The sequence below is a fragment of the Sorangium sp. So ce1504 genome, assembly GCF_051521635.1.
Classification (GTDB): Bacteria; Myxococcota_A; Polyangia; order Polyangiales; family Polyangiaceae; genus Sorangium; species Sorangium cellulosum_B.
Window position 1 is genome coordinate 10,923,533 of the sequence record NZ_CP150365.1, and the last position, 21,161, is coordinate 10,944,693.

13 protein-coding genes and 2 pseudogenes are annotated in these 21,161 nt (G+C 71.8%); 4 read left to right on the forward strand and 11 right to left on the reverse strand.

All coding sequences use genetic code 11. From position 1 onward, the window contains the following. Positions 1-32: 32 nt before the first annotated feature. Complete coding sequence (locus WMF39_RS41125) at positions 33-1,808, reverse strand: S53 family peptidase (protein WP_437741902.1); 1,776 nt, start codon at positions 1,806-1,808, stop codon at positions 33-35. A 560-nt stretch (positions 1,809-2,368) separates the two neighbouring features. On the opposite strand from WMF39_RS41125, the gene WMF39_RS41130 reads away from it, so the two are divergent. Then, positions 2,369-4,807 carry a hypothetical protein gene (locus tag WMF39_RS41130; protein ID WP_437741903.1) on the forward strand — a complete coding sequence of 813 codons (2,439 nt, stop codon included), beginning with the start codon at positions 2,369-2,371 and terminating at the stop codon, positions 4,805-4,807. A gap of 25 nt (positions 4,808-4,832) precedes the next feature. On the opposite strand, the gene WMF39_RS41135 is transcribed toward WMF39_RS41130, so the two are convergent. Continuing rightward, the gene (locus WMF39_RS41135; RefSeq protein WP_437741904.1) at positions 4,833-6,362 is read right to left on the reverse strand and encodes a hypothetical protein; all 1,530 of its coding nucleotides are present in this window, start codon (positions 6,360-6,362) and stop codon (positions 4,833-4,835) included. Between the two features lie 837 nt (positions 6,363-7,199). Further along, positions 7,200-9,842, reverse strand: a complete 2,643-nt coding sequence (locus WMF39_RS41140) for a DEAD/DEAH box helicase (protein WP_437741905.1) — start codon at positions 9,840-9,842, stop codon at positions 7,200-7,202. A 574-nt stretch (positions 9,843-10,416) separates the two neighbouring features. On the opposite strand from WMF39_RS41140, the gene WMF39_RS41145 reads away from it, so the two are divergent. Next, positions 10,417-10,539, forward strand: coding sequence for a hypothetical protein (locus WMF39_RS41145; RefSeq protein WP_437748155.1), 123 nt, complete (start codon positions 10,417-10,419; stop codon positions 10,537-10,539). A 111-nt stretch (positions 10,540-10,650) separates the two neighbouring features. Here WMF39_RS41145 and WMF39_RS41150 read toward each other — a convergent pair. The 8 genes and pseudogenes from WMF39_RS41150 to ppdK all read right to left on the reverse strand — a co-directional run. Further along, a pseudogene (locus WMF39_RS41150) lies at positions 10,651-10,914 on the reverse strand (HipA N-terminal domain-containing protein); the annotation flags it as partial. A 3-nt stretch (positions 10,915-10,917) separates the two neighbouring features. Beyond that, a complete protein-coding gene (locus tag WMF39_RS41155) occupies positions 10,918-11,277 on the reverse strand; it encodes a hypothetical protein (protein ID WP_437741906.1) in 360 nt (119 codons plus the stop codon). Continuing rightward, the gene (locus WMF39_RS41160; protein WP_437748156.1) at positions 11,265-11,651 is read right to left on the reverse strand and encodes a hypothetical protein; all 387 of its coding nucleotides are present in this window, start codon (positions 11,649-11,651) and stop codon (positions 11,265-11,267) included. The genes WMF39_RS41155 and WMF39_RS41160 overlap by 13 nt, the downstream gene beginning before the upstream one ends. A 41-nt stretch (positions 11,652-11,692) precedes the next feature. Continuing rightward, a pseudogene (locus WMF39_RS41165) lies at positions 11,693-11,905 on the reverse strand (DUF262 domain-containing protein); the annotation flags it as partial. 465 nt (positions 11,906-12,370) lie between these two features. Next, entirely contained in the window at positions 12,371-13,072 is a 702-nt protein-coding gene (locus WMF39_RS41170) for a hypothetical protein (protein WP_437741907.1), read from the reverse strand. A gap of 282 nt (positions 13,073-13,354) precedes the next feature. Continuing rightward, entirely contained in the window at positions 13,355-14,101 is a 747-nt protein-coding gene (locus WMF39_RS41175; RefSeq protein ID WP_437741908.1) for a PspA/IM30 family protein, read from the reverse strand. Positions 14,102-14,173: 72 nt separating this feature from the next. Continuing rightward, positions 14,174-15,718: a hypothetical protein gene (locus WMF39_RS41180; RefSeq protein WP_437741909.1), complete on the reverse strand. Its 1,545-nt coding sequence runs from the start codon at positions 15,716-15,718 to the stop codon at positions 14,174-14,176. Between the two features lie 202 nt (positions 15,719-15,920). Further along, complete coding sequence (gene ppdK / locus WMF39_RS41185; RefSeq protein WP_437741910.1) at positions 15,921-18,692, reverse strand: pyruvate, phosphate dikinase; 2,772 nt, start codon at positions 18,690-18,692, stop codon at positions 15,921-15,923. 190 nt (positions 18,693-18,882) lie between these two features. Here ppdK and WMF39_RS41190 point away from each other — a divergent pair, with 190 nt between their 5' ends. Beyond that, positions 18,883-19,821, forward strand: coding sequence for an FKBP-type peptidyl-prolyl cis-trans isomerase (locus tag WMF39_RS41190; protein WP_437741911.1), 939 nt, complete (start codon positions 18,883-18,885; stop codon positions 19,819-19,821). 65 nt (positions 19,822-19,886) lie between these two features. After that, positions 19,887-21,116, forward strand: a complete 1,230-nt coding sequence (locus WMF39_RS41195; protein WP_437741912.1) for an AAA family ATPase — start codon at positions 19,887-19,889, stop codon at positions 21,114-21,116. The last annotated feature ends 45 nt before the right edge of the window (positions 21,117-21,161 follow it).

A 21,161-nucleotide genomic window follows, 5' to 3' on the forward strand; every position in this document is an offset into this window, starting at 1 on the left:
CGCCGCCCGGCGCGGTTGCCGGCGCGGGCGCGCTACGGCAGCGAGGTGGCCAGGCCGATCGCGCTCGGCGCGCCCCAGCCCGTCGGGTAGTCCCAGCCGGGCCCCGCGGCAAAGAACTCCGTCTCGCCGCGCACGACGTCGCGGAACGTCGCCTGCACCGCGGGGGTCGTATAGAGGATCGAGTTGAGGAACCCGGCGCGCGGCAGGCCCTGCGCGGCGCGGTAGCTGTTCACCACGGCGATGAGCCCCGCGAACGCGGGCGCCGAGAACGACGTCCCCCCGTACGTCCGCCACTCGCCGAGGTAGTAGACCCAGTACGGCCTCGGCGAGGTCGCGGCGTGCATGGCGACGTCCGCGACCGCCCGCTTGCCGCCGGATCCCTCGACGACCCCGACCTGCCAGGAGGGGATCGGGAACGAGAGCGTCGGGCCGGAGCCGGAGCCGGACCAGGCGCGCTCGTCCTCGACCTCGCCGTCCTCGTCGAGCGAGAGCGACGTCCCGCCGACCCCGGTCACGTACGGGCTCGCCGAGGGCGTGTCGGTCTGCGCCGAGTCGCCGGTCGCCGCGACCACGGTGATCCCGAGCGCCGCGGCCATCTGCGCCGAGCGGTGGTACTGGAGCCGCACGGCCGGGGGCTCGGAGTCCTCGCGGTGGGCGAACGAGTCCGTGATGACCGACACCTCGCCGCGGCCGATGGCCTCGTTGAACGTGTAGACCATCGACGTGTTGCGCGCGTCGGGGCCCTGGTACACCACGAGGTCCGCGCCCGGCGCGAGGCCGCCCGCCCACGACACGTCGAGCGTCGACTCCACATAGCGCGTCGAGACCGGCTCCATGGTCTGGACGACCAGCGGGTTCGCCCGCTCCACGCCGAGCGCCCGCCAGAACGACTGCAGGTCCTTGTACTTGAAGGTCGCGCCGATCGTGACCCCGAGCTTCACGCCCTCGCCGGTGAACCCGAGCTCGTAGAGTTCGTCGACGTCGTACGCGCCCGCGATCTGCGCGGGGGTCAGCCCGCCCTCCACGCCGGCCGGCGGATCCGGCTCGATCTCCCCGGCCTCGCCCGGGAGCGGCCGGGTGCTCGCCGCGAGATCCGCGGTGATGATGCCGGTCGTGCGATCGGACACCCACGTCGGCACGGTGAGCTGGCCGAGGGAGCCGAAGACGTCGAAGGGCGGATTCCCCGCCTGAGGGTTCTCCCGCTCGAAGACCCGGAGCTCCGTGTCGAAGGTCTCGTTGAACTGGCTCACCGTGCCGGTGAACTGGATCAGCAGCCGGTTCGTGGCCGTGAAGTTCACCTGCATCCCCTGCTCCTCGAGCCAGAGCTTCACGAGGTGCACGTCGCGCTCCCGCGGCGCGTACGCCGCGATCCACTCGTCCCGGGTGAGGTACTGGCGGAACCGCGGGCCCGCCGGGTCGTAGATCTCGGCGATCCGCTGCTCGATCAGCCCCGAGTTGCGGATCGGGAAGCCCATCAGCGCGCGGACCACCTCGTCGCCCCCGGCCACGCCCTTGTCGGTGTACACGCCCGGCAGCGGGCTCGGGATGCCGTCGGTGGCCTCGGTGGGCTCACGCTCCTCCTCGGTGAAGTCGGGCAGCTCGTCCGGCAGCTCCTCCCCACCGGCGCCGCCCGCCCCACCGGCGCCGCCCCCGGCCGCGCCGCCGCCGCCGCTCCCGGCCGCGCCGCCGCCGCCGCTCCCGGCCGCGCCGCCGCCGCCGCTCCCGGCCGCGCCGCCGCCGCCGCTCCCGGTCGCGCTGCTGGCGCCGCCGCCTGCGCCCCCGCTGCCCGAAGAATCTGCGATCTGCACACCCGACTCGCAGCCACAGCCAGAGGCCGAGAAGGCCACGCTGCTGACCAAGCTGAGCAGACCAAGGACGGGCGCGGCACGAAGCACAGGTGAAGCACGGCGCATACGCACCAAGGATTCAAACCCCTTCCGACAGGCCGATCCAGCCGAATCGTCACAGCGCGCTGACGTCGCATCACACGTGCGCCGCCCGCAACACAACGCGCGTCGGCGGAGCGTTGGGAGCATCACGTCGCACCCTGTCGCGAACCGCTTCGCCGCGGCGCCGCGGCCCGGGATTCACCGCGGCGCCACGGCCAGGTCGGAGATCGCGGCGCACCGGAGGACGATAGAGGCGGGCGCGACGGCTGCGCCTGGGGCCCTAGGGAGCGACCTTCTCGTCGCACAGCCGATGTTTTTGGCGCGGCGGACCCGGGTGGACAATTGTATTGATTCGACCACGATGCGACGCTCAGGCTGCCCGGGGCGTCCCGCGCCCCCCTCGAGGGCCGCGGCCTTCAGCGATTATGGCGAAGACTTACCGTCCGCGGATCCCCAAGCCCTTTCGCATCCCGCGCCCGATGGCCGCGCAGGCGGAGGCGACGCGCTTCGGGTGGCTCACGCCTGACGTGCTCTCGATCGTCGCGGGGGCGCTGATCGCCGCCGTGGCGCCGCTCGATCGGCTCGACTACGTGGCGCGCGGCCTCACCGCGTCCGCGCTCGCCGACGCCGCGCCTTCCGCGCAGGTGCTGCTCGTCACGGCCTCGCCCGAGGCGCTGCGCGAAGGGCTCTGCGAGCGCTCGCTCCCCGGGCTGCTCGAGCGCGGGCGCGCGCGCGGCGCGCTGCTGATCCCCCCGGCCGACGCGTTCTGCGGCGGCGCCGCGAGCCGCGCGGGCGCCGCGAGCGCCACGAGCGCCGCGGGCGCCGCGCCGGTCGTCCGGATGCCGCCCGAGCTGCTCCGCCTGAGCGCCGGCGATGTCGTCGGCTTCTTCCCGCTCGCGGCGGGGGAGCGCGCGCCGGAGCTCGGCGCGCTCGGCGTCTCGGCGGCGCCCTGGGTGCTCAAGAAGGCGCCGCAGAGCGTCCCGGCGGTCAGCCTGCGCGATCTGGCGGACGGCCAGGTCCCCGCGAGCGCGCTCGAGGGCCGCGTCGCCGTGGTCGCGGTGGGCGCCGGCGGCGTTGCGCCCCAGGCGGTCGCGACGTCGGCCCTGCCGCCGGCGAGGGGCGTCGCCGCGGTGCTCGGCGGGCTGCTCGACGGCGGCAGGCGCGCCTCGGCGCCGGCGTGGGTGCCGGCGCTGTTCGTGCTGCTCGCGGGCGGCCTCGTGTGGATCGCGCGCCGCCGCTACGGGAGCCTTGTCGCCACGGCCGCGCTGTTCCTCGGCGTGTTCGCGCTCGCGGCGGGGCAGGGCGTGCTCGCCGCGCGGGCCGAGGCGAGCCTCATCGCGCTGCCGAGCGCGCTGTTCGGCCTCGCGGTCGCGTTCGCGGGGGTCATGATCGTGCGCGGGCTCGTCGTCCAGCGCTCCGTCGATCGCGCGGCCGAGCTCATCCACCGCGCCGCGCTGTTCCGCATGCAGGGCGTCCACACGCTGCCGGACGAGGAGTTCTGGCCGCGCGTGGCGCGCCTCGCGGAGCAGGCGCACCCGGCCGATCTCGTGCTCGTCGCGGAGCTGCCCGCGGGGAGCTGGCACCTCCGGTTCTGGAACGATCGGCAGGGCGGCGGCGAGAGCCTCGTCGCCGAGCGCCGCAACGACGTCCGCCGCCCCCCGTACAGCAGCGAGCAGGGCGTGCCGGCGATCCGCCTCTCGCGCCGGTTCCTGACGAAGCAGGACATGCCGGCGGTCGTGGTCCCGCTCATCGCGTTCGGCGAGATCGAGGGGTACGTGTTCTTCTGCGGCCCGGTCGCCGAGCAGACGTTCTCGCGCGAGCCGGAGCGGGCCGAGCACGTCGGCCGCGAGCTCGCGCTGCTCCTGCGCAGGAAGCGCCTCGCGCGCACGGCGCACGGCGGCGCGGGCGAGGCGCGCGGCGGCCGCTCGCCGGAGGACGACCTGGTCGAGGGCGCGCGCGTCGCGCTCGACGACCTCCAGCTCTTCGGGTCGCTGCTGCGCAGCGCGCCGGTCGGGCTGCTGTACGCCGACGCCTTCGGCGACGTCCGCTTCGTCGCGCCCGAGTTCGCGAAGTGGCTGCGGGCGCGCGACGTCACGGTGCCTGCGGAGAGCGCGAGCGCGGCGCTCCCGCCCGGCTCGCTCACGCTGGGCGACGTCCTCGGCGCCACGTCCGCGAGCGACGCTGCCGTGTCGCTCTCCAGCGTGATGGCGAGCGACGACGGCATCGAGCTGAGCGTCAGCGCGCCCGAGCCGGCCGTGCTCTCGGTGCGCCCGCTGCGGCGCGAGTCCGACGGCTCCTCGTGGATCGCGGGCTACGTCGCCGCGCTGATCCCCGTCCAGCAGGCGGCCCCGGTGTCCGACAACGTGCGGCCGCTCGCCGTGCGCGACGCCGCCGATCCGCTCTGCGCCTTCCAGCTCGGCGACGTCGTGGCCGATGCCGTCGCGAGCGCCGCCCGCGCGACGGGCCGGGCCGTGCGGCTCGAGCCCATCCGCGGCGCCACGCACGCCCTCGGCCACCGCGGCGAGCTCGGGCAGGTGCTCGAGGCGTTCCTCACCGACGTCGCGGGCCGCGGGCTCCCTGGCCACGGCCCCGTGGTGTCGGTGCGCGAGGCGCCCCAGGGCGTGCAGCTCTCGATCCTGGACGTCGGCTTCGGCCTCGGGCTGCCGGAGTCGGCGCTCCAGCGCGTGCTCACCGCCCCTGGCTCCGCGCCGGCCGGCCTCGAGCCGCTCGGCCGGCTGATCCTGGCGGTCGAGGACAGCCACGGTCACGCCGAGCTCAAGACCAACGACGGCTGGGGCATCACCCTCACCGTCACGCTCCTCAGGGCGCACCCGCGCGCGTTCGTTTCCGCGAACGAGGGCGGCAAGCCCGCCGCGCAGCAGAACGTCATCGCGATCGGAAGGGCGGGGCCGAAGTAGGCGCGGGCGCCGGGGCGTGGCGTGATCAGGTCGCGGGCACGACGGAGATCTCGCCGGTGGTGTAGAGCGCCGAGGTGTCCCAGGCGAGGCCTGGGGCGAGCGGCACGGCGATGTTCACGGCGGCGAACGTCCCCGCGAGGTCACCGCCCCAGCCCAGCAGGGCGATGGTATGCCCGACCTGAAACGACACGGAGCTGTCGGCCGGCACGACCTCCAGCGTCCCATCGACGAGGAGATCCCCGTCGACCTCGAGAAGCGGCGAGGGGCTCGATCCCCCGACCGCAATCCTCAGGGTGGCCCCCGGTCCCTGGCTGTAGCTGCCGACGATGGCCGTCGCCGGGTGAGCCTCTCCGACCGAGAGCTCGCCCGACTGCGTGTTGGCGAGATCTCCCACGAAGCTGCCGGTCTCGAGGCGCCCGCCGGCGAAGTCGAGGTCGCCCTCCTCGACCTCCATGGCGCCCGCGACGAGGTCGCCGTCCTCGAGGCGCACGGAGGGCCCCAGGTAGGGATAGACGCCGACGACCTTCGGCGCGGTCCGGAGGAGGCCGCCGATGCTCACGAAGGCGTCCTTGCCGACCACGATCGACGGAGACCGATTGCCGCTGGCAAAGACGGTGACGTCGCCGCTGTTGAGCCATGACGCGTAGACGTCATTCACCTTGATGAAGGCCCCGCCGAGCTCGGAATGGATCTCGGTATCTTCCGTCACGAGGGTCCCGTATGCCCCGATGGCGAGCTCGCCATTTCCCTGCACCGTCCCCACGCGAAAGAGCCCCTGGTTGGTCCACGTACCACCCCAACCGCGCACGCTGGCCGCGGGGCTCATCAGCGCGTCTCGGTAGCCGATCCTGGCATTGATCGTGGAGACCTCGGCCCGGTCGATGTCCAGCGTGCCCAGGCTGTACATCCCCACGACGAACTCTCCTGTGCTCACCCACTTCGTCCCTGAGCCTGCCGCGGTCACGTGGCCGTTGCAGCTCGAGCAGCCCGACGCACCGCCGATGTAGACATTGTTCGAGAAGAAGCTCGCCCCTTGCTTGAGCTCGACGCTGCCCTGCGCCCTGAGGCCGACGTACGTATCCCCCAGGCTCGTCACGGTGGCGTCATACCCTTCGACGCGCAGGACCCCATGGTTCTGCGAGGATCGATCGCCCACCACGAGATCCTCGGTGAGCACCTCGGCGCCGCTCTGGACGACGAGCAGCCCATGACAATCATCGCCGCTGACGCAGATCTGGATGGATCCGCTGTTGGTCCACTTCGAGCCGTACCCGATGACCTGAACCGTGCCGCTGCGATCATTCCCCACCAATGCGCCCGCGCTGAGCAGCTGCCCGCCGCTCGCGACGATCACCTCCCCGCTGGTGAAGGTGGGCTCCCAGGGGTTGCTCGCGCCGCCCACGCGGAGGGTGCCCGACCCCAGATCCCACGGGTCACTCGGGTTTCCGGGCGACACATCCCCCGTGATGGTCACGTATGCGTGAGCTGTTCCCGCCATGCCCAGCGACGCAGCCGCGAGCAGGGTCGATAGAGCATATCGAATGTGCTTGTCCATGAATCATACCCTCCGCCAATGGTCCAATGGCCATGAGAGCCCACCGTCGCCCTGATACCCCCCGCGACGCGGAAGCGCCATGCGCGCGCAGTCCCCCACGATTAGATCTATAGATGAATCAGTCGACCACTGACAACACAATTTAGTAATTTAGCGCGACTTGATCCGGCGCATTCTGGTCCGGACGAGATGGGCCAGCCCGCAGAGATCAGGCCGTGAGCCTCCGCGGTTCCCTTGGCCGAGCACCGCAGGGTCAAGCGCGGTCGGACTCCGAGCGACTGGTCCAATGGTCATGAGAGTCCGCCATCGCCCTGATACCCCCGCGACGCGGGAGCGTCATGCACGCGCGGTCTCCCACGATTAACTCTGTATATGGGTCCGTCGACTATGGCAATACATTTTAGTAAATCATCGCATTTTCGTCGGGACGGGATGGTCCAGGCCGCAGAGATCAGGCCGTGAGCCCCCGCGGTCCCCGTGGCCGGGCACCGCGGGATCGCCGGAATGAGGGAGCCGCCAAGGCGCCATAAGACGCCAAGATCTTGATGCCCGAGGGTCCCCGCCGGGCACCACGAATCGATACGGTGCGCGTCCCTCCGATGCGGCGCGCAGCCGAGACATTCATGCCGAGCAGCGACGACGCGCCTTCCAGAGGAGGATCGCCGCGCGGCAGCGACCGACGCGGGACCGTAGTCCGCTCCCTGCGCACGCGCTCTCTGCTCTGCGCGCGAGACGCGATGATGCCGAGACATGTCAGGTGATCGACCCCGTCCGCAACCCTCGGACCGCGGAGGTCGGAGCGACGCGAACCCCGCCCCGCGGCCAGCGCTCCGGGGGTCAGCCGGGCACCGCGCCCCCGAGCCGGCCGACCCAGCGCCCCGCCTCGTCGACCGCCGCCCTGGCGAGCGCGGGGTCGAGCGGCACGCCCGCCCGCGCCAGGGAGCCGAGGTCGTGCAGCCGCGCGAGCACCGCGTGGGCCTCGACAGGCAGCCCGCCAGCCGGCACGAGGTCGCGGTACACGACCGTCACGAGCGCCGCGTGTGTCTCGGGCGCCGGCCCCTCCAGCAAGCCCGCGATGGTCCCGGCGAGCGCCTCGTAGGCCGCGCGAGCGGCGTCCGCGGCGAAGCCGGCGTCCAGCACCACCCGCGCGAGCCGGAGCCTCTCCTCGGCCGCCGTCCGGGCCGCCATCGCCCGCGGGCCCGCCGTCCGCGTGCGCCCGCCCCCGCCATGGCCCCCCGCCTCCGCGGCCGCTTGCTCCGGCGCCACCTCGTGCGCGGCAGCCGACATCGCCGCGTCGTTCGCCGGGGACGCCTCACCCCCCGGCCACCCGGACATCAGCGCCGGCACACCGGCGCCCGCCGCCCCTCCGTCCTCGGCGGGCGCGGCGGCGCTCTCCTCCACCGCCACGTCGCCTCCCTCCCCCGCCCTCTCGTCCGCCGCCGCCAGGACCTGCCGCATCTCGCGCAGCACCACCGAGAAGCTCGGCGCCGCGAGCTCCTCCACCGCGGAGTCGGCCCGGAGCGACGCCACCAGCACCTTGCGCTTCTCGCCCAAGATGCCCTCGATGCCTCGCTCGATACCCTCCTCGGCGCAGAGGTAGGTCACGCTCACGCTGCGCGCCTGGCCCAGGCGGTGCGCGCGCGCCGTGCGCTGGTCGAGGCGCGCAGGGTTCCACGGCAGATCCAGGTGAACGACGTAGCTCGCGGCCTGCAGGTTGAGCCCCACCCCGCCGGCGTCCGTGCTCAGGAGCACCCGCACCGCCGGGTCGTCCCGGAACCTGTCGAGCAGCGCCGGGCGGCGCTCTGTCGGCACGTCGCCGTGGAGCATGGCGTGGCCGACGCGCAGCCGGTCGAGCCGCTCGCTGGCCAGCTCGAGCATCCCCACCCACTCGGAGAACACGATGACCTTGTTCCGGGGCTGCGCCGTCACCTCGGCGATCAGCGCCTCCAGCTCGTCGAGCTTCGGCGACGCCTTCTTGCGGCGCCTCGGCTCGCACAGCTCCAGCGCGTTGCACGCCTGCCGCGCCTTCATGAGCATCATCATGAGCCGGTCCAGCTCCTCCTTGCGCAGCGCCCGGCGCTCCGCGATCGCGAGCAGCCGGGCCGCCTGCGCGCGGTAGTCCGCCTCGAGCTCGCGCTGCTCCCGCGTGAGCGGCGTGTACCGCGTCTGCTCGAGGAGCGGCGGCAGATCGAGCAGCACCTCGGCCCGCTCGCGCCGGAGCGCGACCGGCGCGACGCGGCGGCGCAGCTCCCCTAGGTTCCGGTAGCCGACGATCCTGCCCCGCTCGTCCTGGCGGTGGAAGTCGACGTTGTACCGCCAGAGCGGCCCGAGCAGCGCCGGGTCGACGAGCTGCAGCAGCGCGTACAGGTCGTCGAGGCGGTTCTCGACCGGCGTCCCCGTGAGGACGAACAGGAAGCGCGACGGGATCGCGCGCAGCGTCGCGGCCGTCTTCGTGCGGAAATTCTTCGCGCGCTGCGCCTCGTCGAGCACCAGCACGTCCGCCGCGAGCGCCTGGAGCCGCGAGAGCTCGCGCCAGGTGAGCTCGTAGCTCAGCACCGTGTACGCCGCCTCCAGCGCGAGCGCCCCCGTGCGCTGCGCGGGAGAGCCGCCGAGCACCGCGGCGCGCTCGCCCGTCCACCGCGCGATCTCCTGCGCCCACTGGTGCTTGAGCGACGCCGCCGTGACGATGAGGACCCGCCGCGCCTCGCCGCGCCGCCGCAAGAGCTCGGACGCCGCGATCGCCTGGAGGGTCTTGCCGAGGCCCATGTCGTCGGCGAGCAGCGCCCGCCCGTTGCGGAAGAGGTGGAGCACGCCCTCGCGCTGGTACGGGAAGAGCGGCAGCCCGAGAGCCTCCAGCGCGCCTTGCTCGCGGCCCGCCTGCGCCTCTAGCGAGCGCCGGCGGCGCTTGTGCCAGATCGCCCCCGCGAGCCGCTCCGCCGCCGGCAACGCCGCGTGGACGATCCGGGACGCGGGCGCGTGATTCCCGAGAGCTCCCTCCGACGCCATCCTCAGCAGGCCGCCCGCCTGGACGAGGCGCGTGCGCTCCTCGCGGAGCGACGCGGGCCACGCGCCGACCGCGAGCAGGCGCAGGCCATCCTGCGCGTCGACCGTGAGCGTGGGCCGCGCCGGTGCGTCGATCCGGGCGAGCGCGCGGCGCCACGCCGGACGCTCCGCGACCGCGCGGCGCACCGCCTCGAGGTGCTTGCACGTGCCGAGCTGATTGCCCAGGAAATCAGGGCAAGAGCAGGTGTCGTGGCGCGCGCTGGCGTCCACGAGATCGACGACGTACCGCCCCCCGCTCCCGCTCGCCACGGCGTAGTCGCCGTCGACTCGACCGCTGAGCGGCGTGACGGAGAAGGGCTCGCTGTGGGCTCGACAGACGCGCACCTCGCGCTCGTACCGGCGGACCGCGTCGATATCTTCGTAGTCATCGCATCGCGGGGAATCCCAGCGGGTCGGCTCGATCGAGGCAGGGCGCACGGCGCAGCTTTGCCGCGGCCGCCGGATTATCGCAACAGCCCAGAGGAGCGAGCCGAGCATTGCATTTGGAGTCATCCATTTCTCATCAAATCGAACGCCACGCGGCGCAGCCCCCTCGCGCAGCGCGGAGGACGTGCGATCTCGAGCGTGCACGAAGCTACCGGGTCGCTCGATCCCGCTCGAGCACCGGCGAGCGAGCCTGGCAAGCGGCGGCCTCTTGCGCAGCCCCGCTCCAGGAGCTCGCTGCCTGCCCGGGGAACCTCTCCGCACCGTCGCTGCGCGCCGCCGCGGGTGAGGCGCGAGGGGCTGGTGCTACAGTCGCACTTCGGTGAGGCAGCCGCCCTCGTCCTGCCGCGCGCCTTCAGGGCGGCGGACTTCGCGCATGGTCGTCGCCGCACGACGGACCCCCGGTGCCCGGCTCAGCTGAACGCCGCGCTCCTGCACGACCCCGCAGCCCTCCGTAGGATGCGAGCGCCGACCTGCTACGCCCGCGTGCGGTTAGAGCGGGCTCGTGTTTAGGTGCTGATCCAGCGCGTTCCGCGCGCCGGGGGCGATAGGCAACGATCCGCATAGCGTGGACCACGCGTCGCGCGCGCGCGACGAAGCCTCGGACACGATGTCGCTCGTGAGTTCGGGCGACGCATTGATCCTCTCCGGCCAGAGAAAACCGCAGGGTATCGTCTTCGGCCGGGGATGAGGGCGCCGGCTCGTCAAGCTCCGCGCCACCCGCCGCCGGATGTTCAGTGCGAACGACGACGGCTCCAGGGAGGTCACCGCCAAGCACCGCCAGGAGGGATAGCTCCTGATTTTCCCGCACGCCCGCCTTGCGCGCCAGAAGCGTGCGAAGCGCGCTTTCCTCTTCCGGCAGGTAGTTCTGGAAGGAGGGAGGCAGCCGGCCGCTCTGTCCGGTGTACTCCAGAGGTGCGGCCAGATGATCCTCGAACCAGCGGCCGAGCACGGGGCGGTCGGGGAGCGCCAGGTAAGCCTCATCGAAGCGGAAGACGACCCGCCCGTCCTGGTGCCGCTCTATCATGCCTACCGAAACGTCGCGGAGGAGAACGCGCAACATCATGGCTCAGTCCTCGCTCACGATCATTGAGGAGCGGGACGGGCTGTCGTCAGCGTTCCACTCGCCCTGGCGCTGGAAGTAGCGCTCGACCGTCTGGCACAGGATCGTTTCGCGGAGCGCGAGGAACCGCGCCGCGTCGCCGGTGCGCAAAGCCGCCCGCGCCTCGCTTGAGATCGCATGCGAAGCGAGCGTCGGTTCATCGCTCGTCGTGGAGATGGCCTTGATCAATTCTCGCGTCGGTAGCCGTGGGTGCAGGATGCGGTTCGCCAGGCCGGAAGCGCGTTCGTCCTCGGCGAGCCTGCCTCGCAGCACGGTAGGCACCTTCTCTTCCCCTGGAGCGGAGAAGAGCGCCGTCACGTCGAGCAACTCGCGCTCATCAGGTCTCGCGGACCCAACGACGCGAGCGCGCAGCACTGCAGCTTGCTACGCGCCCTGGCGAAGTGAAAGCTGCGGAGGTGCTGGACGTCCTCTGCCGGTGCGGTACCTGCCAGCGCCAGCAGCCGCTGGACCGATCCCTCTTCGTCGTCCTTCCGGATACAGGCAAGGTGCTGCCTCATCCCCACGGTGGCTCCGGTCAGGCGGGCGCCGAGCGCTCCGCGCCACAACCAACGGCGCAGCAGCAGGCGACTGCGATCTCGAGGCGTCGGAAATTCGTAAAAGAACTTTGACAGGACCACAATGGGCAAGGTGTAGGGCAGCAACTCGACGTGCGCGAAACCGGCATCCCGCCGGAGAAACACGATCGTCTCCCGTAGGGCGGCTTCGCGGGCGCCTGGCGCTGCCAGAAGAGCAGCGTTCCGATCGGATAGCCACGGTAAATACTGTCGAAAAAATCTAACCGATCGGAGTCTTCCCACCTGAGCGCACGCTGGAAAGGGGGGACACGAACCTTCCCCTCCTGTACCCTCGGGAGAAGCTCGTCGATCTGAAAAGCTTTCGCCTCGGGACGGCGATCGAGCTGCGGCGGTAACTCGGCGGAGCGGGGCATGGCCATGCCGCACCGAGTATATTCCGCTCCGTCTCGCGTGTCAGTCGGCAAGCGGACGCGCACAGCCCTGTTCTGGCCGACCCTTCCCAGGCGTCCCCCGATGCTTCCCGCTTCCCGCTTCCCGCTTCCCGCTTGATAGCACAGGTCACGCCAATCTGTATTCTCGGCATGGCTTTTCGAGCTCACAGGGGTCGTCGGGGCGCGGCTGTGCAGGACGGCATGCTGCCCCTCTGGGGAGCGCCTGCCCAGGCGCGCCGCTGGGCAGAGGGTCGCATCGCCGTCCACCTGCGCCCGAGCGGCGCCCCGATGCGTCCGGTTGCCCAGCGTGGCGCGTTTTCGAGGCGCAGCTTCATCGCAGGCTGGCCCGAGCTCACGGCGTCCGGCGAGGTCGCGCGGCCGCCGCGCCGCGCAACTCTCCGTCAGGTGGGGCCTCCGTCGGGCGGCGGCGTGCTGCTTGATCTGCGACGTGCGCTACTCGATCGACAGGGTGACAGCGTCTTCCGTCACGTCCGCCACCTCGATACTTCCGGTGAAGAGCTCCTCGAACGTGAAGTTGCGGAGGACGATCGAATAACTCCCCTCGTCGATCGCCGCCGCCGCGGTCGAGAACGAGTGCTCCAGGCCGTCGAGCTCGATGTCCCCTTCGAACTCACCCGACGTGATCCAGTAGGGAGTCCCCTCGACCAGCACGGGCACCAGGGCGCAATCGTCGTTCGTGGGCTCACCGTCGATGAAGTCGGTCTCCCCGACCCCCCAGGCCCCGTCCACGAACGTCGCGCAGCCCGCCGTGGCGGCTTCGTCGGAAGCGATCGCGAGCTCCGTCGTATCGAGGCTGCTGCCGCCCGCGCCGCCGCCGCCTTCCGCATTGCCGCCCGTGCCCGCGCCGCCGCCGCCTTCGGCGCTGCCGCCCGTGCCTGCGCCGCCGCCGCCTTCCGCATTGCCGCCCGTGCCCGCGCCGCCGCCGCCTTCGGCGCTGCCGCCCGTGCCCGCGCCGCCGCCGCCTTCGGCGCTGCCGCCCGTGCCTGCGCCGCCACCGCCCTCCGCCTTGCCGCCGGTGCCCGCGCCGCCGCCACCTTCGGCAGTCCCGCCCGCGCCGCCGCTACCAAAGCTGATCTCATCATCCCCGCAGGCAACCAGCAAGCACCCAAGAAAGACGATCGAACTCCACTTCATGCGCACCTCGGCTCTCTGTGACGCGCGGTAGCGTAACATGAGCTACAGGTACGCCAAAAATATCGGCCCGCACGGCTGAACCCGCACTCTCGCGACGCGCCCGCGGCGGTCGCTCCGAAATGCGGGAGGTCGCCCCCACCGCTCCGTCATGGAGCCTTCGTCACCACCGAAGGAAGAATGCTCGCCGACGCGGAATGACGCTCGATGCTACGCCGGCGCCGCGGCGCGCGTCCGGCGAGGACGGCCGCGGCTCCCCGCCCTCCCGCCGCTCTTCTCAGCCCCTCAGGACCCGATCCGGATCCGCTTCTTCAGCGCGGCGAGCTCGTCGTCGACCGCCGACCCGCCCGGCTTGTCCGCGCTGCCGGCGCCGGCGCTGCCGCGGCCGTGCTCGAGCTGGGCGAACTTCGCCTCCAGCTCGGCCGCCGAGAGCCCGCCGCCGGAGATCGCCTCCTCGATCTCGCGCGACGCCGCGACCTGCGCCACCTGTCCCTCGACCTGCTCCTCCATGCGCCGGAACTCGGAGAAGGCGCTCTGGCCGCCCCTCGCCCCGAGCCCCTCGGCGCCGCCGCCGGCGCGCTGCTGCTGGATCTGCGCCGCGAGCGTGCCCTTCCGCGCCTGGAACTCCTCCTGCTTGGCCTCCATGCGCTCGAGCTCGGTCTTCATCGAGAGCACCGCGGAGCGCTGCTCCGCGCGCATCGCCTCGGCGCGGTCGCGCTCGCCCACCACCCGCTTCTTCTGCACGAGCGCCTCGCGCGCGAGCTTCTCGTCGTTCGCCTTCAGCGCGAGCTCGGCGCGCTTCTCCCACTTCTCCGCCTCGGCGTCGAGCTCGTCGACCTTCTTGCGCAGCACCTTCTCGGCCGCCACCGCGTCGACCAGCTCCTTCCGCGCCGCGCGGACCTGGTCCTTCATCTCCTCGACGATGAGATCCAGCGACTTTTTCGGATCTTCCGCCTTGTCGAGGAGCGCGTTGACGTTGCTCGAGATGACCTTTCCCATCCGGTCGAAGATGCCCATGCCGCTAGCGTGCACCGCCCCGCCGCCCCTGTAAAGCGCCCGCGCGCGGGGCCGCGGGCGCCCCCGCGGCCCCGGGGAGACCGGCGATCAGGGCGGCGGCGGGTACGCCGGACCGAAGCTCGACTCCACCGACGACCGCGTCGTCAGCAGCGGCGTCTTCAGCGTCTCGTCCTCGTACAGCGGCCTCACCACGCAGGTGTCCTCCCCGCACTCCCCCCCCTCGACGAACGCGACGTCGGCGACCAGCCAGTACCGGGTGCTCCCGTCGGCCGGCGCGAACGTGACGGGCGCCTCCGGGTCGTAGAACCCCGTCGGGCCGAGATCCGCTCCGAGGGAGCCATTGCAGAAGATCTTGATCCGCGGGTGAACCGCGTAGTTCCGGCCATGCGCCGAGTAGTAATGGACGCCGATCCGCGTCCACTGCCCGAACGGCGGAAAATCCACGTTGATGTTCTCGGGCGCGCAAAAATCATCGCTGTCCGGGTCCGTGACGTCGGGGTCGCACGTGATGTTGTCGATATCGAGCCGCGGGTTGTAGCAACCCTGGCCGAGATCGCGCCACGCCTGCCCGGCGCCGCGAGGGGCGTAATAACACGTGTTCTTGGCCTCCTCCGGGTCCAGATACCAGCTCACCGGCTCCGGCGGCGACGCGCCGTCGCTGAACCACCGGAGCTCCGGATCCGACCCCAGCGTGTCCACGGTGCAGTTGTTGTAACCGCAGTCGTCCGGCGAGCCGGCGACCGCCCACGGCCGCGTGTCGCCCGGCTTGTGCAGGTGCAGATCGAGATCCACCCCTTCGCCACCGAGGTCGTGCTCCCACTCGAGCTCGACCCGGAGGCCGGGCGCGCCGACGTAAAGGGCATACTCGCACGAGCCGGTCGCGCCGTCGGCGAGGCGCTTCGTGTAGATGACCTTGTACTCCCCCGACTGGAGCGGCTTGTAATCATCCGCCGGGCTCGCCCCGGAGACCGCCGGACACGGGTCGATGCCCGCGGGGCAAACGACGCTCCAGGTCTCCGAGCCAGGCTCGGCGTCCACGCTGAACGTGCCTGTCCCCTCCTTCAGATCCACGTTCGCGAACGGAGGCACCCTCAGCGCGTGGCACCCCGCGGGGTTCTCGCTGAAGCACGCCTCGGTCGCGTGGCTGCCGCCGACGCAGGGCCCCCAGACGCCCACCTCGTTGCAAAGCTCGGTGCCCGGAAAACACCCCTCCGCCCCGCGGTACGACGGATCGCCCATGAAGCACGCGTGCGCCTGCCCCGCGACGCAGGAGCACGTCTCGTCGACCTGACCGTCGCAGTCGTCGTCGAGGCCGAGGTGGTTGAGATCGCAGAGCTCCTCGGGACCGCACTGGGTCCCGCACGGGTTCACGGCAGCATCGCCGGCGCCGGCGTCGTCGTCGCCAGGGGCAGCCCCGCCAAGGCCGTTATCCGGAACGAAATCACCGCTGCCGCTGCCGACCTCGGGCGCGCCGCCGCCGCCCGCGCCGCCTCCGCCGTCGCCGGGCGCGCCGCCGCTCGCGCCGATCTCGACGTGCGGACCCGAGGCGTGACAGCCGACCGCGACGAACGCACCCGATGTCGCGGCCCCGAGAAATGCGAGGAGCGCAGAGGAGACGCCGAGATGACGCATGAAACCTCCATGTCTCGCCAGCGCGCGGTGGAGCGGCTCGGGCAGGCAGGCGCGCCCGGCGAGACACCGGCGATGAACAGCGAGGTTCCTGGTTTAGCAGACTTGGCGAGATACCAAAGCTCGCACGAGCGTAATCAAAGCACGCTCGTGAGAACGGATGTCCCGACGCCCTGTCCGGGCATATGTCGCCGGAGGGTGGGTGTCAGTCCGTCGCGCGCGGACCCCTCGCGGCCTCGGCCGCGAGCGCCGCCTGCGCCGCGGCGAGGCGGGCGATGGGGACGCGGAACGGGGAGCAAGACACGTAATCGAGCCCCGCCCGCTCGAAGAACGCAATCGAGCTCGGATCGCCGCCGTGCTCGCCGCAGACACCGAGCTTCAGCCCGGGCCGCGCCGCGCGCCCACGATCCCGGCCGATCTCCACGAGCTCTCCGACGCCCGGCACGTCCAGCGACTGGAACGGATCCTTCGCGAAGATGCCGGCCTCGACGTACGCGCCGAGGAACCGGCCCGCGTCGTCGCGCGAGATGCCCAGCGTCGTCTGCGTGAGATCGTTCGTGCCGAAGCTGAAGAACTCGGCCTCCTCGGCCAGCTCGCCGGCCCTGAGCGCGGCGCGCGGGAGCTCGATCATCGTCCCGAACCGGACGTCGACCCGCCGCCCCTTCTCGGCGAAGACCTTCTCGGCGACCCCCTCGACGAGCTCGCGCGTGAGGGCGAGCTCGCGCCGGGTCATGCTGAGCGGGATCATGATCTCCGGCTCCACGTCGATGCCCGCCGCCGCGACCTCGCACGCCGCCTCGAGGATGGCGCGCGCCTGCATCTCGTAGATCTCCGGCGACGTGATCGCCAGCCGGCAGCCGCGGTGGCCGAGCATGGGGTTGTACTCGGCGAGCTCCTCGCTCCTGCGCTGGAGATCCTCCGCGGAGACGCCCGTCGCCCTCGAGAGCTGCTGGAGCTGCGCCTCGTCCTGTGGCAAGAACTCGTGCAGCGGCGGATCGAGCAGCCGGATCGTCACCGGCAGGCCGGCCATCTCCCGGAAGACGCCCACGAAATCGCTGCGCTGGAACGGGAGCAGCTTCGCGAGCGCGCGCCGCCGCCCGAGCTCGCCGTCCGCGAGGATCATCTCGCGCACCGCCTGGATGCGCTCCTCGTCGAAGAACATGTGCTCGGTGCGGCAGAGCCCGATGCCCTCGGCGCCGAAGTTGCGCGCCGTCCTCGCGTCGTGCGGCGTGTCGGCGTTCGACCGCACCCGGAGGCGCCGGACCGCGTCCGCCCAGGCCATGAGCTCCTCGAACTCGCCGCTCAGCGCCGCCGGGATGGTCGGCACCGCCCCGAGGTAGACCGTGCCGGTGCCGCCGTCGAGCGTGATGAGATCGCCGTCCTTCACCGTGATCGTGCCGGTCGCGCGCCCGTGATCGTCGTAGATCGTCACCGCCATCCGTCCCTGGCTCACGCTGATGGCCGAGCAGCCGGCGACGCAGCTCTTGCCCATCCCCCGCGCCACCACGGCCGCGTGGCTCGTCATGCCGCCGCGGGCCGTCAGGATCCCGCGCGCCGCCTTCATGCCGTGGATGTCCTCCGGCGACGTCTCGGACCGCACGAGGATCACCGCCCTGCCCTGGCCCGCGCGCCGCTCCGCCTCGTCCGCGCTGAACACCACCTGCCCCGTCGCCGCCCCGGGGCTCGCGGGCAGGCCGCGCGCGAGCAGCGACTTCGGCGCGCTCGGGTCGATGCTCGGGTGCAGCAGCTGATCGATCGAGCCCGGATCCACCCGCAGGATGGCCTCCCGCTGGCTGATCAGGCCCTCCTTGGCCATCTCGACCGCGATGCGCACGGCCGCGCGGCCCGTGCGCTTGGCGGTGCGGCACTGGAGCAGGAAGAGCTCGTTCTGCTGGATCGTGAACTCCAGGTCCTGCACGTCGCGGAAGTGCTGCTCGAGCTTGCCCTGCACCTCGACGAGCGCCGCGTACGCCGCGGGCATCCGCGCCTCGAGCGAGCTCTCGTCGTCCACGCCGCCGCCGCCCTCGCCGGCGCCGATCCTCGACAGCGGGTGCGGCGTGCGCACCCCCGCGACGACGTCCTCGCCCTGCGCGTTGGGGAGCCACTCGCCATAGAAGCGCCGCTCTCCGGTCGACGGATCGCGCGTGAACGCGACCCCCGTGCCGGAGTCGTCGCCCAGGTTGCCGAACACCATCCCCTGGACGGTGCAAGCTGTCCCCCAGGCCTCCGGGATGTCGTGCATCTTCCGGTACACCTGGGCCCGGTGGTTCTTCCAGCTATCGAATACGGCGCCGATCGCCCCCCAGAGCTGCGCGTAGGGATCGTCGGGGAACGGGCGGCCCGTCGCCCCGAGGACGATATCCTTCTGGCGCTGGATCAAGGCCGCGAGCGACTCCGGATCGAGCTGGGAGTCGGGCACCTTGCGCTCGAGCTCGGCGGAGTTCAGGCGCGTCGCGTCGACGCCGAGCTTCGCGGCGGCCTGCCTGCGCGCGCGGCCGAGCGCCTCCTCGAAGCGGTCGCGGGGCACGCCGAGCACGATATCGGCATACGCCAGGATGAACCGCCGATAGGCGTCGAGCGCGAATCGCTCGCTGCCCGTGCGCCGCGCGAGCCCCCGCGCGATCTCGTCGTTCAGGCCGAGGTTCAGGATGGTATCCATCATTCCCGGCATGGACGCGCGCGCGCCCGAGCGGACCGACACGAGCAGCGGCGCCTCGGGGCTGCCGAACTCCGCGCCGCGCAGCGACTCCAGCCGGCCGATCGCCGCCTTGATCTCGTCCGCGACGCCGGCGGGGAGCGCCTTGCCCGAGGCGTAATAGGCGTTGCAGACCTCGGTGGTGACCGTGAAGCCCGGCGGCACCGGGATGCCGAGGCGGGTCATCTCGGCGAGCCCCGCGCCCTTTCCGCCGAGCAGATCCTTCTGCTGTGCGTCCCCGTCCGCCTGCCCTGCGCCGAAGAAATATATCGATCTCCCCATGGCGGGCGCACGCTAGACCGTCCTCGCAGTCGGGTCGAGAGCCCTCGAACGGCGGAGTGGAGGTACGACGGACGGCCGACCGCCGACGGCCCCTATCGGATCCAGAGCCGTCGGAACCGCGGCGTGCACCTCACGCGTGCACCTCACAAAAATACCGGCTCTCGACGGCGGACGAGCTATGAAGCCGCGCATGAAGCGCTTCTCTCTCGTCCTCGTTGCGATGTTCGCCGTCCCCCTCACCGCGTGCGACCAGAAGCCCGCCTCACAGGCGATCGCCGACGCGCCGGTGAGCGCCTCGGTCAAGCCGGCCCCGCCGCCGGCGCCCACCCCCGAGCCCGCCGCCTCGCCGCAGCCGCCGCCCGAGCCCGCCGGCCTGCCCGCGCCGCCGGACGTCGCGGCGCCGCCCGCCGACGCGCAGAAGACGGCATCGGGCCTCGCGTCCAAGGTGCTGGCGCCGGGCAAGGACACGGCGCATCCCGGCCCGGACGACAAGGTGACGGTCCACTACACGGGGTGGACCACGGACGGGAAGATGTTCGACAGCTCCATCGTCCGCAACGAGCCGGCCACCTTCCCGGTGGGCGGCGTGATCAAGGGGTGGACGGAAGCGCTCCAGCTCATGAGCAAGGGCGAGAAGCGCCGCCTCTGGATCCCCGGGGCTCTCGCCTATGGCGACACGCCGGCCCAGCCGGGCGCCCCGGCCGGAATGCTGGTGTTCGACGTCGAGCTGCTCGACTTCGCCCCCGCGCCGAAGCCGCCGCCCGCGCCGAAGGACGTGAAGGCGGCGCCGAAGACCGCGAAGAAGACCGCCTCCGGGCTCGCCTACCAGGTCCTGCAGAAGGGCACGGGCACCGAGCACCCGAAGCCGACGAGCCGCGCCGTCGTCCACTACACGGGCTGGACGACCGACGGGAAGATGTTCGACAGCTCCATCGTCCGCGACGAGCCGGCCACCTTCCCGGTGGGTGGCGTGATCAAGGGGTGGACCGAGGGCTTACAGCTGATGGTGAAAGGCGAGAAGGCGCGATTCTGGATACCGGCCGACCTCGCTTACGGCGACAAGCCCACACGGCCCGGCGCGCCCGCCGGCATGCTGGTGTTCGACGTCGAGCTCATCGACTTTCGCTGAACCGTCGGCCGGCGCTTTACATCCGGCCGACTGCCTGGTCACATGATGGCTGCGAGCGGCCAGGCATGCTGACATCCATCCGACTCAGGAACTTCAAGAGCTTCGCCGATCAAACGGTGGAGCTGTCCCCCTTCACGCTGCTGCTCGGGGCCAACGGCTCCGGGAAGAGCAACTTCCTCGACGCCCTGCGCTTCCTGCAGGGCGTCGGGCTGGATCTACCCCTGTGCGACATCTTCCGCGGTCGCGTCGACGGCAGGCGCGAGGTGTGGCCGGGCCTGCGCGGCGGCACGCAAGGGGCCACGCACAGGGGCGCCAAATCGTTCACCATCGAGAGCCGATGGGCGATCGGGAAGGAGGAGCTCACACACAAGATCACGTGTCAGGTCGAGCCTGACGTGATCGTGGAGCACGAGTCGCTCGAGGCGAAGTCGGCCGGGGGCCCGCTCTTCGACACGCCGGCGTCGGCGCTGAAGGGGCTCGAGGGGTTCGCCTCGGGCGGAGCGATGAAGGCGGCGTCGAAGAAGGGCCGCTCGATGCGGATCGCATCCATGGATCGCAACCCCGCCCGGCGCAGCCTGCTCGGCCAGATAGAGCACCACCGCGGGCGCGGCGAGGACGTGAGCCTCGCGGACGTCATCGCGCTCTGCAACGCGCTCCAGGTCGCGATGCGGAGCGCGCTGTCGCTCGACATCGATCCTTCGCGGATGAGGGGTTATGTGCCGCACGAGATAGAGAACCTCGGCGCCGGCGGGCAGAACCTCTCCGCCGTGCTCCGCTGGCTCTGCCAGGAGGCCGAGCACAAGGCCGATGTGCTCGGCTGGGTGCGCTCGATCTTCGCGCCCGAGATCGAAGATATCGAGTTCGCCGAGACGGGCCTCGGCGACGTCATGATGGTGCTCGTCGAGAAGGGCGGCGCCCGCGTCCCGGCGCCGAGCCTCCCGGACGGCGCGCTGCGCGCGCTCGGCAAGATCGCCGGCGTGCTCACCGCGCCGGAGGGGTCGCTCCTCCTCGTGGAGGACCCGGACGCCGGCTTGCACCCCGAGCGCGCCGCGGTGCTCGCGCAGCTCCTCGAGGGGGCGGCGCGGCCCTCCGTCTGCCAGATCGTGGCGACGACGCACTCGCCCGCGCTGCTCAGGGGGGTGTCGAAGCAGGGCCTCAGCCGCGCGATCGCGTTCCAGCGCGACCCCGAGACCTCCGCCACGACGACGCGCCGCCTCGCCGACCTCCCGCGCTTCGAGGACCTGGCCGAGCGCGATCCCGGAGAGCTGCTCTCCTCGAAGGCGCTCTCCGCGTAGACGCGGCGAACCAACCCCCTGTACAGCTCTATCATTGCATTGCAG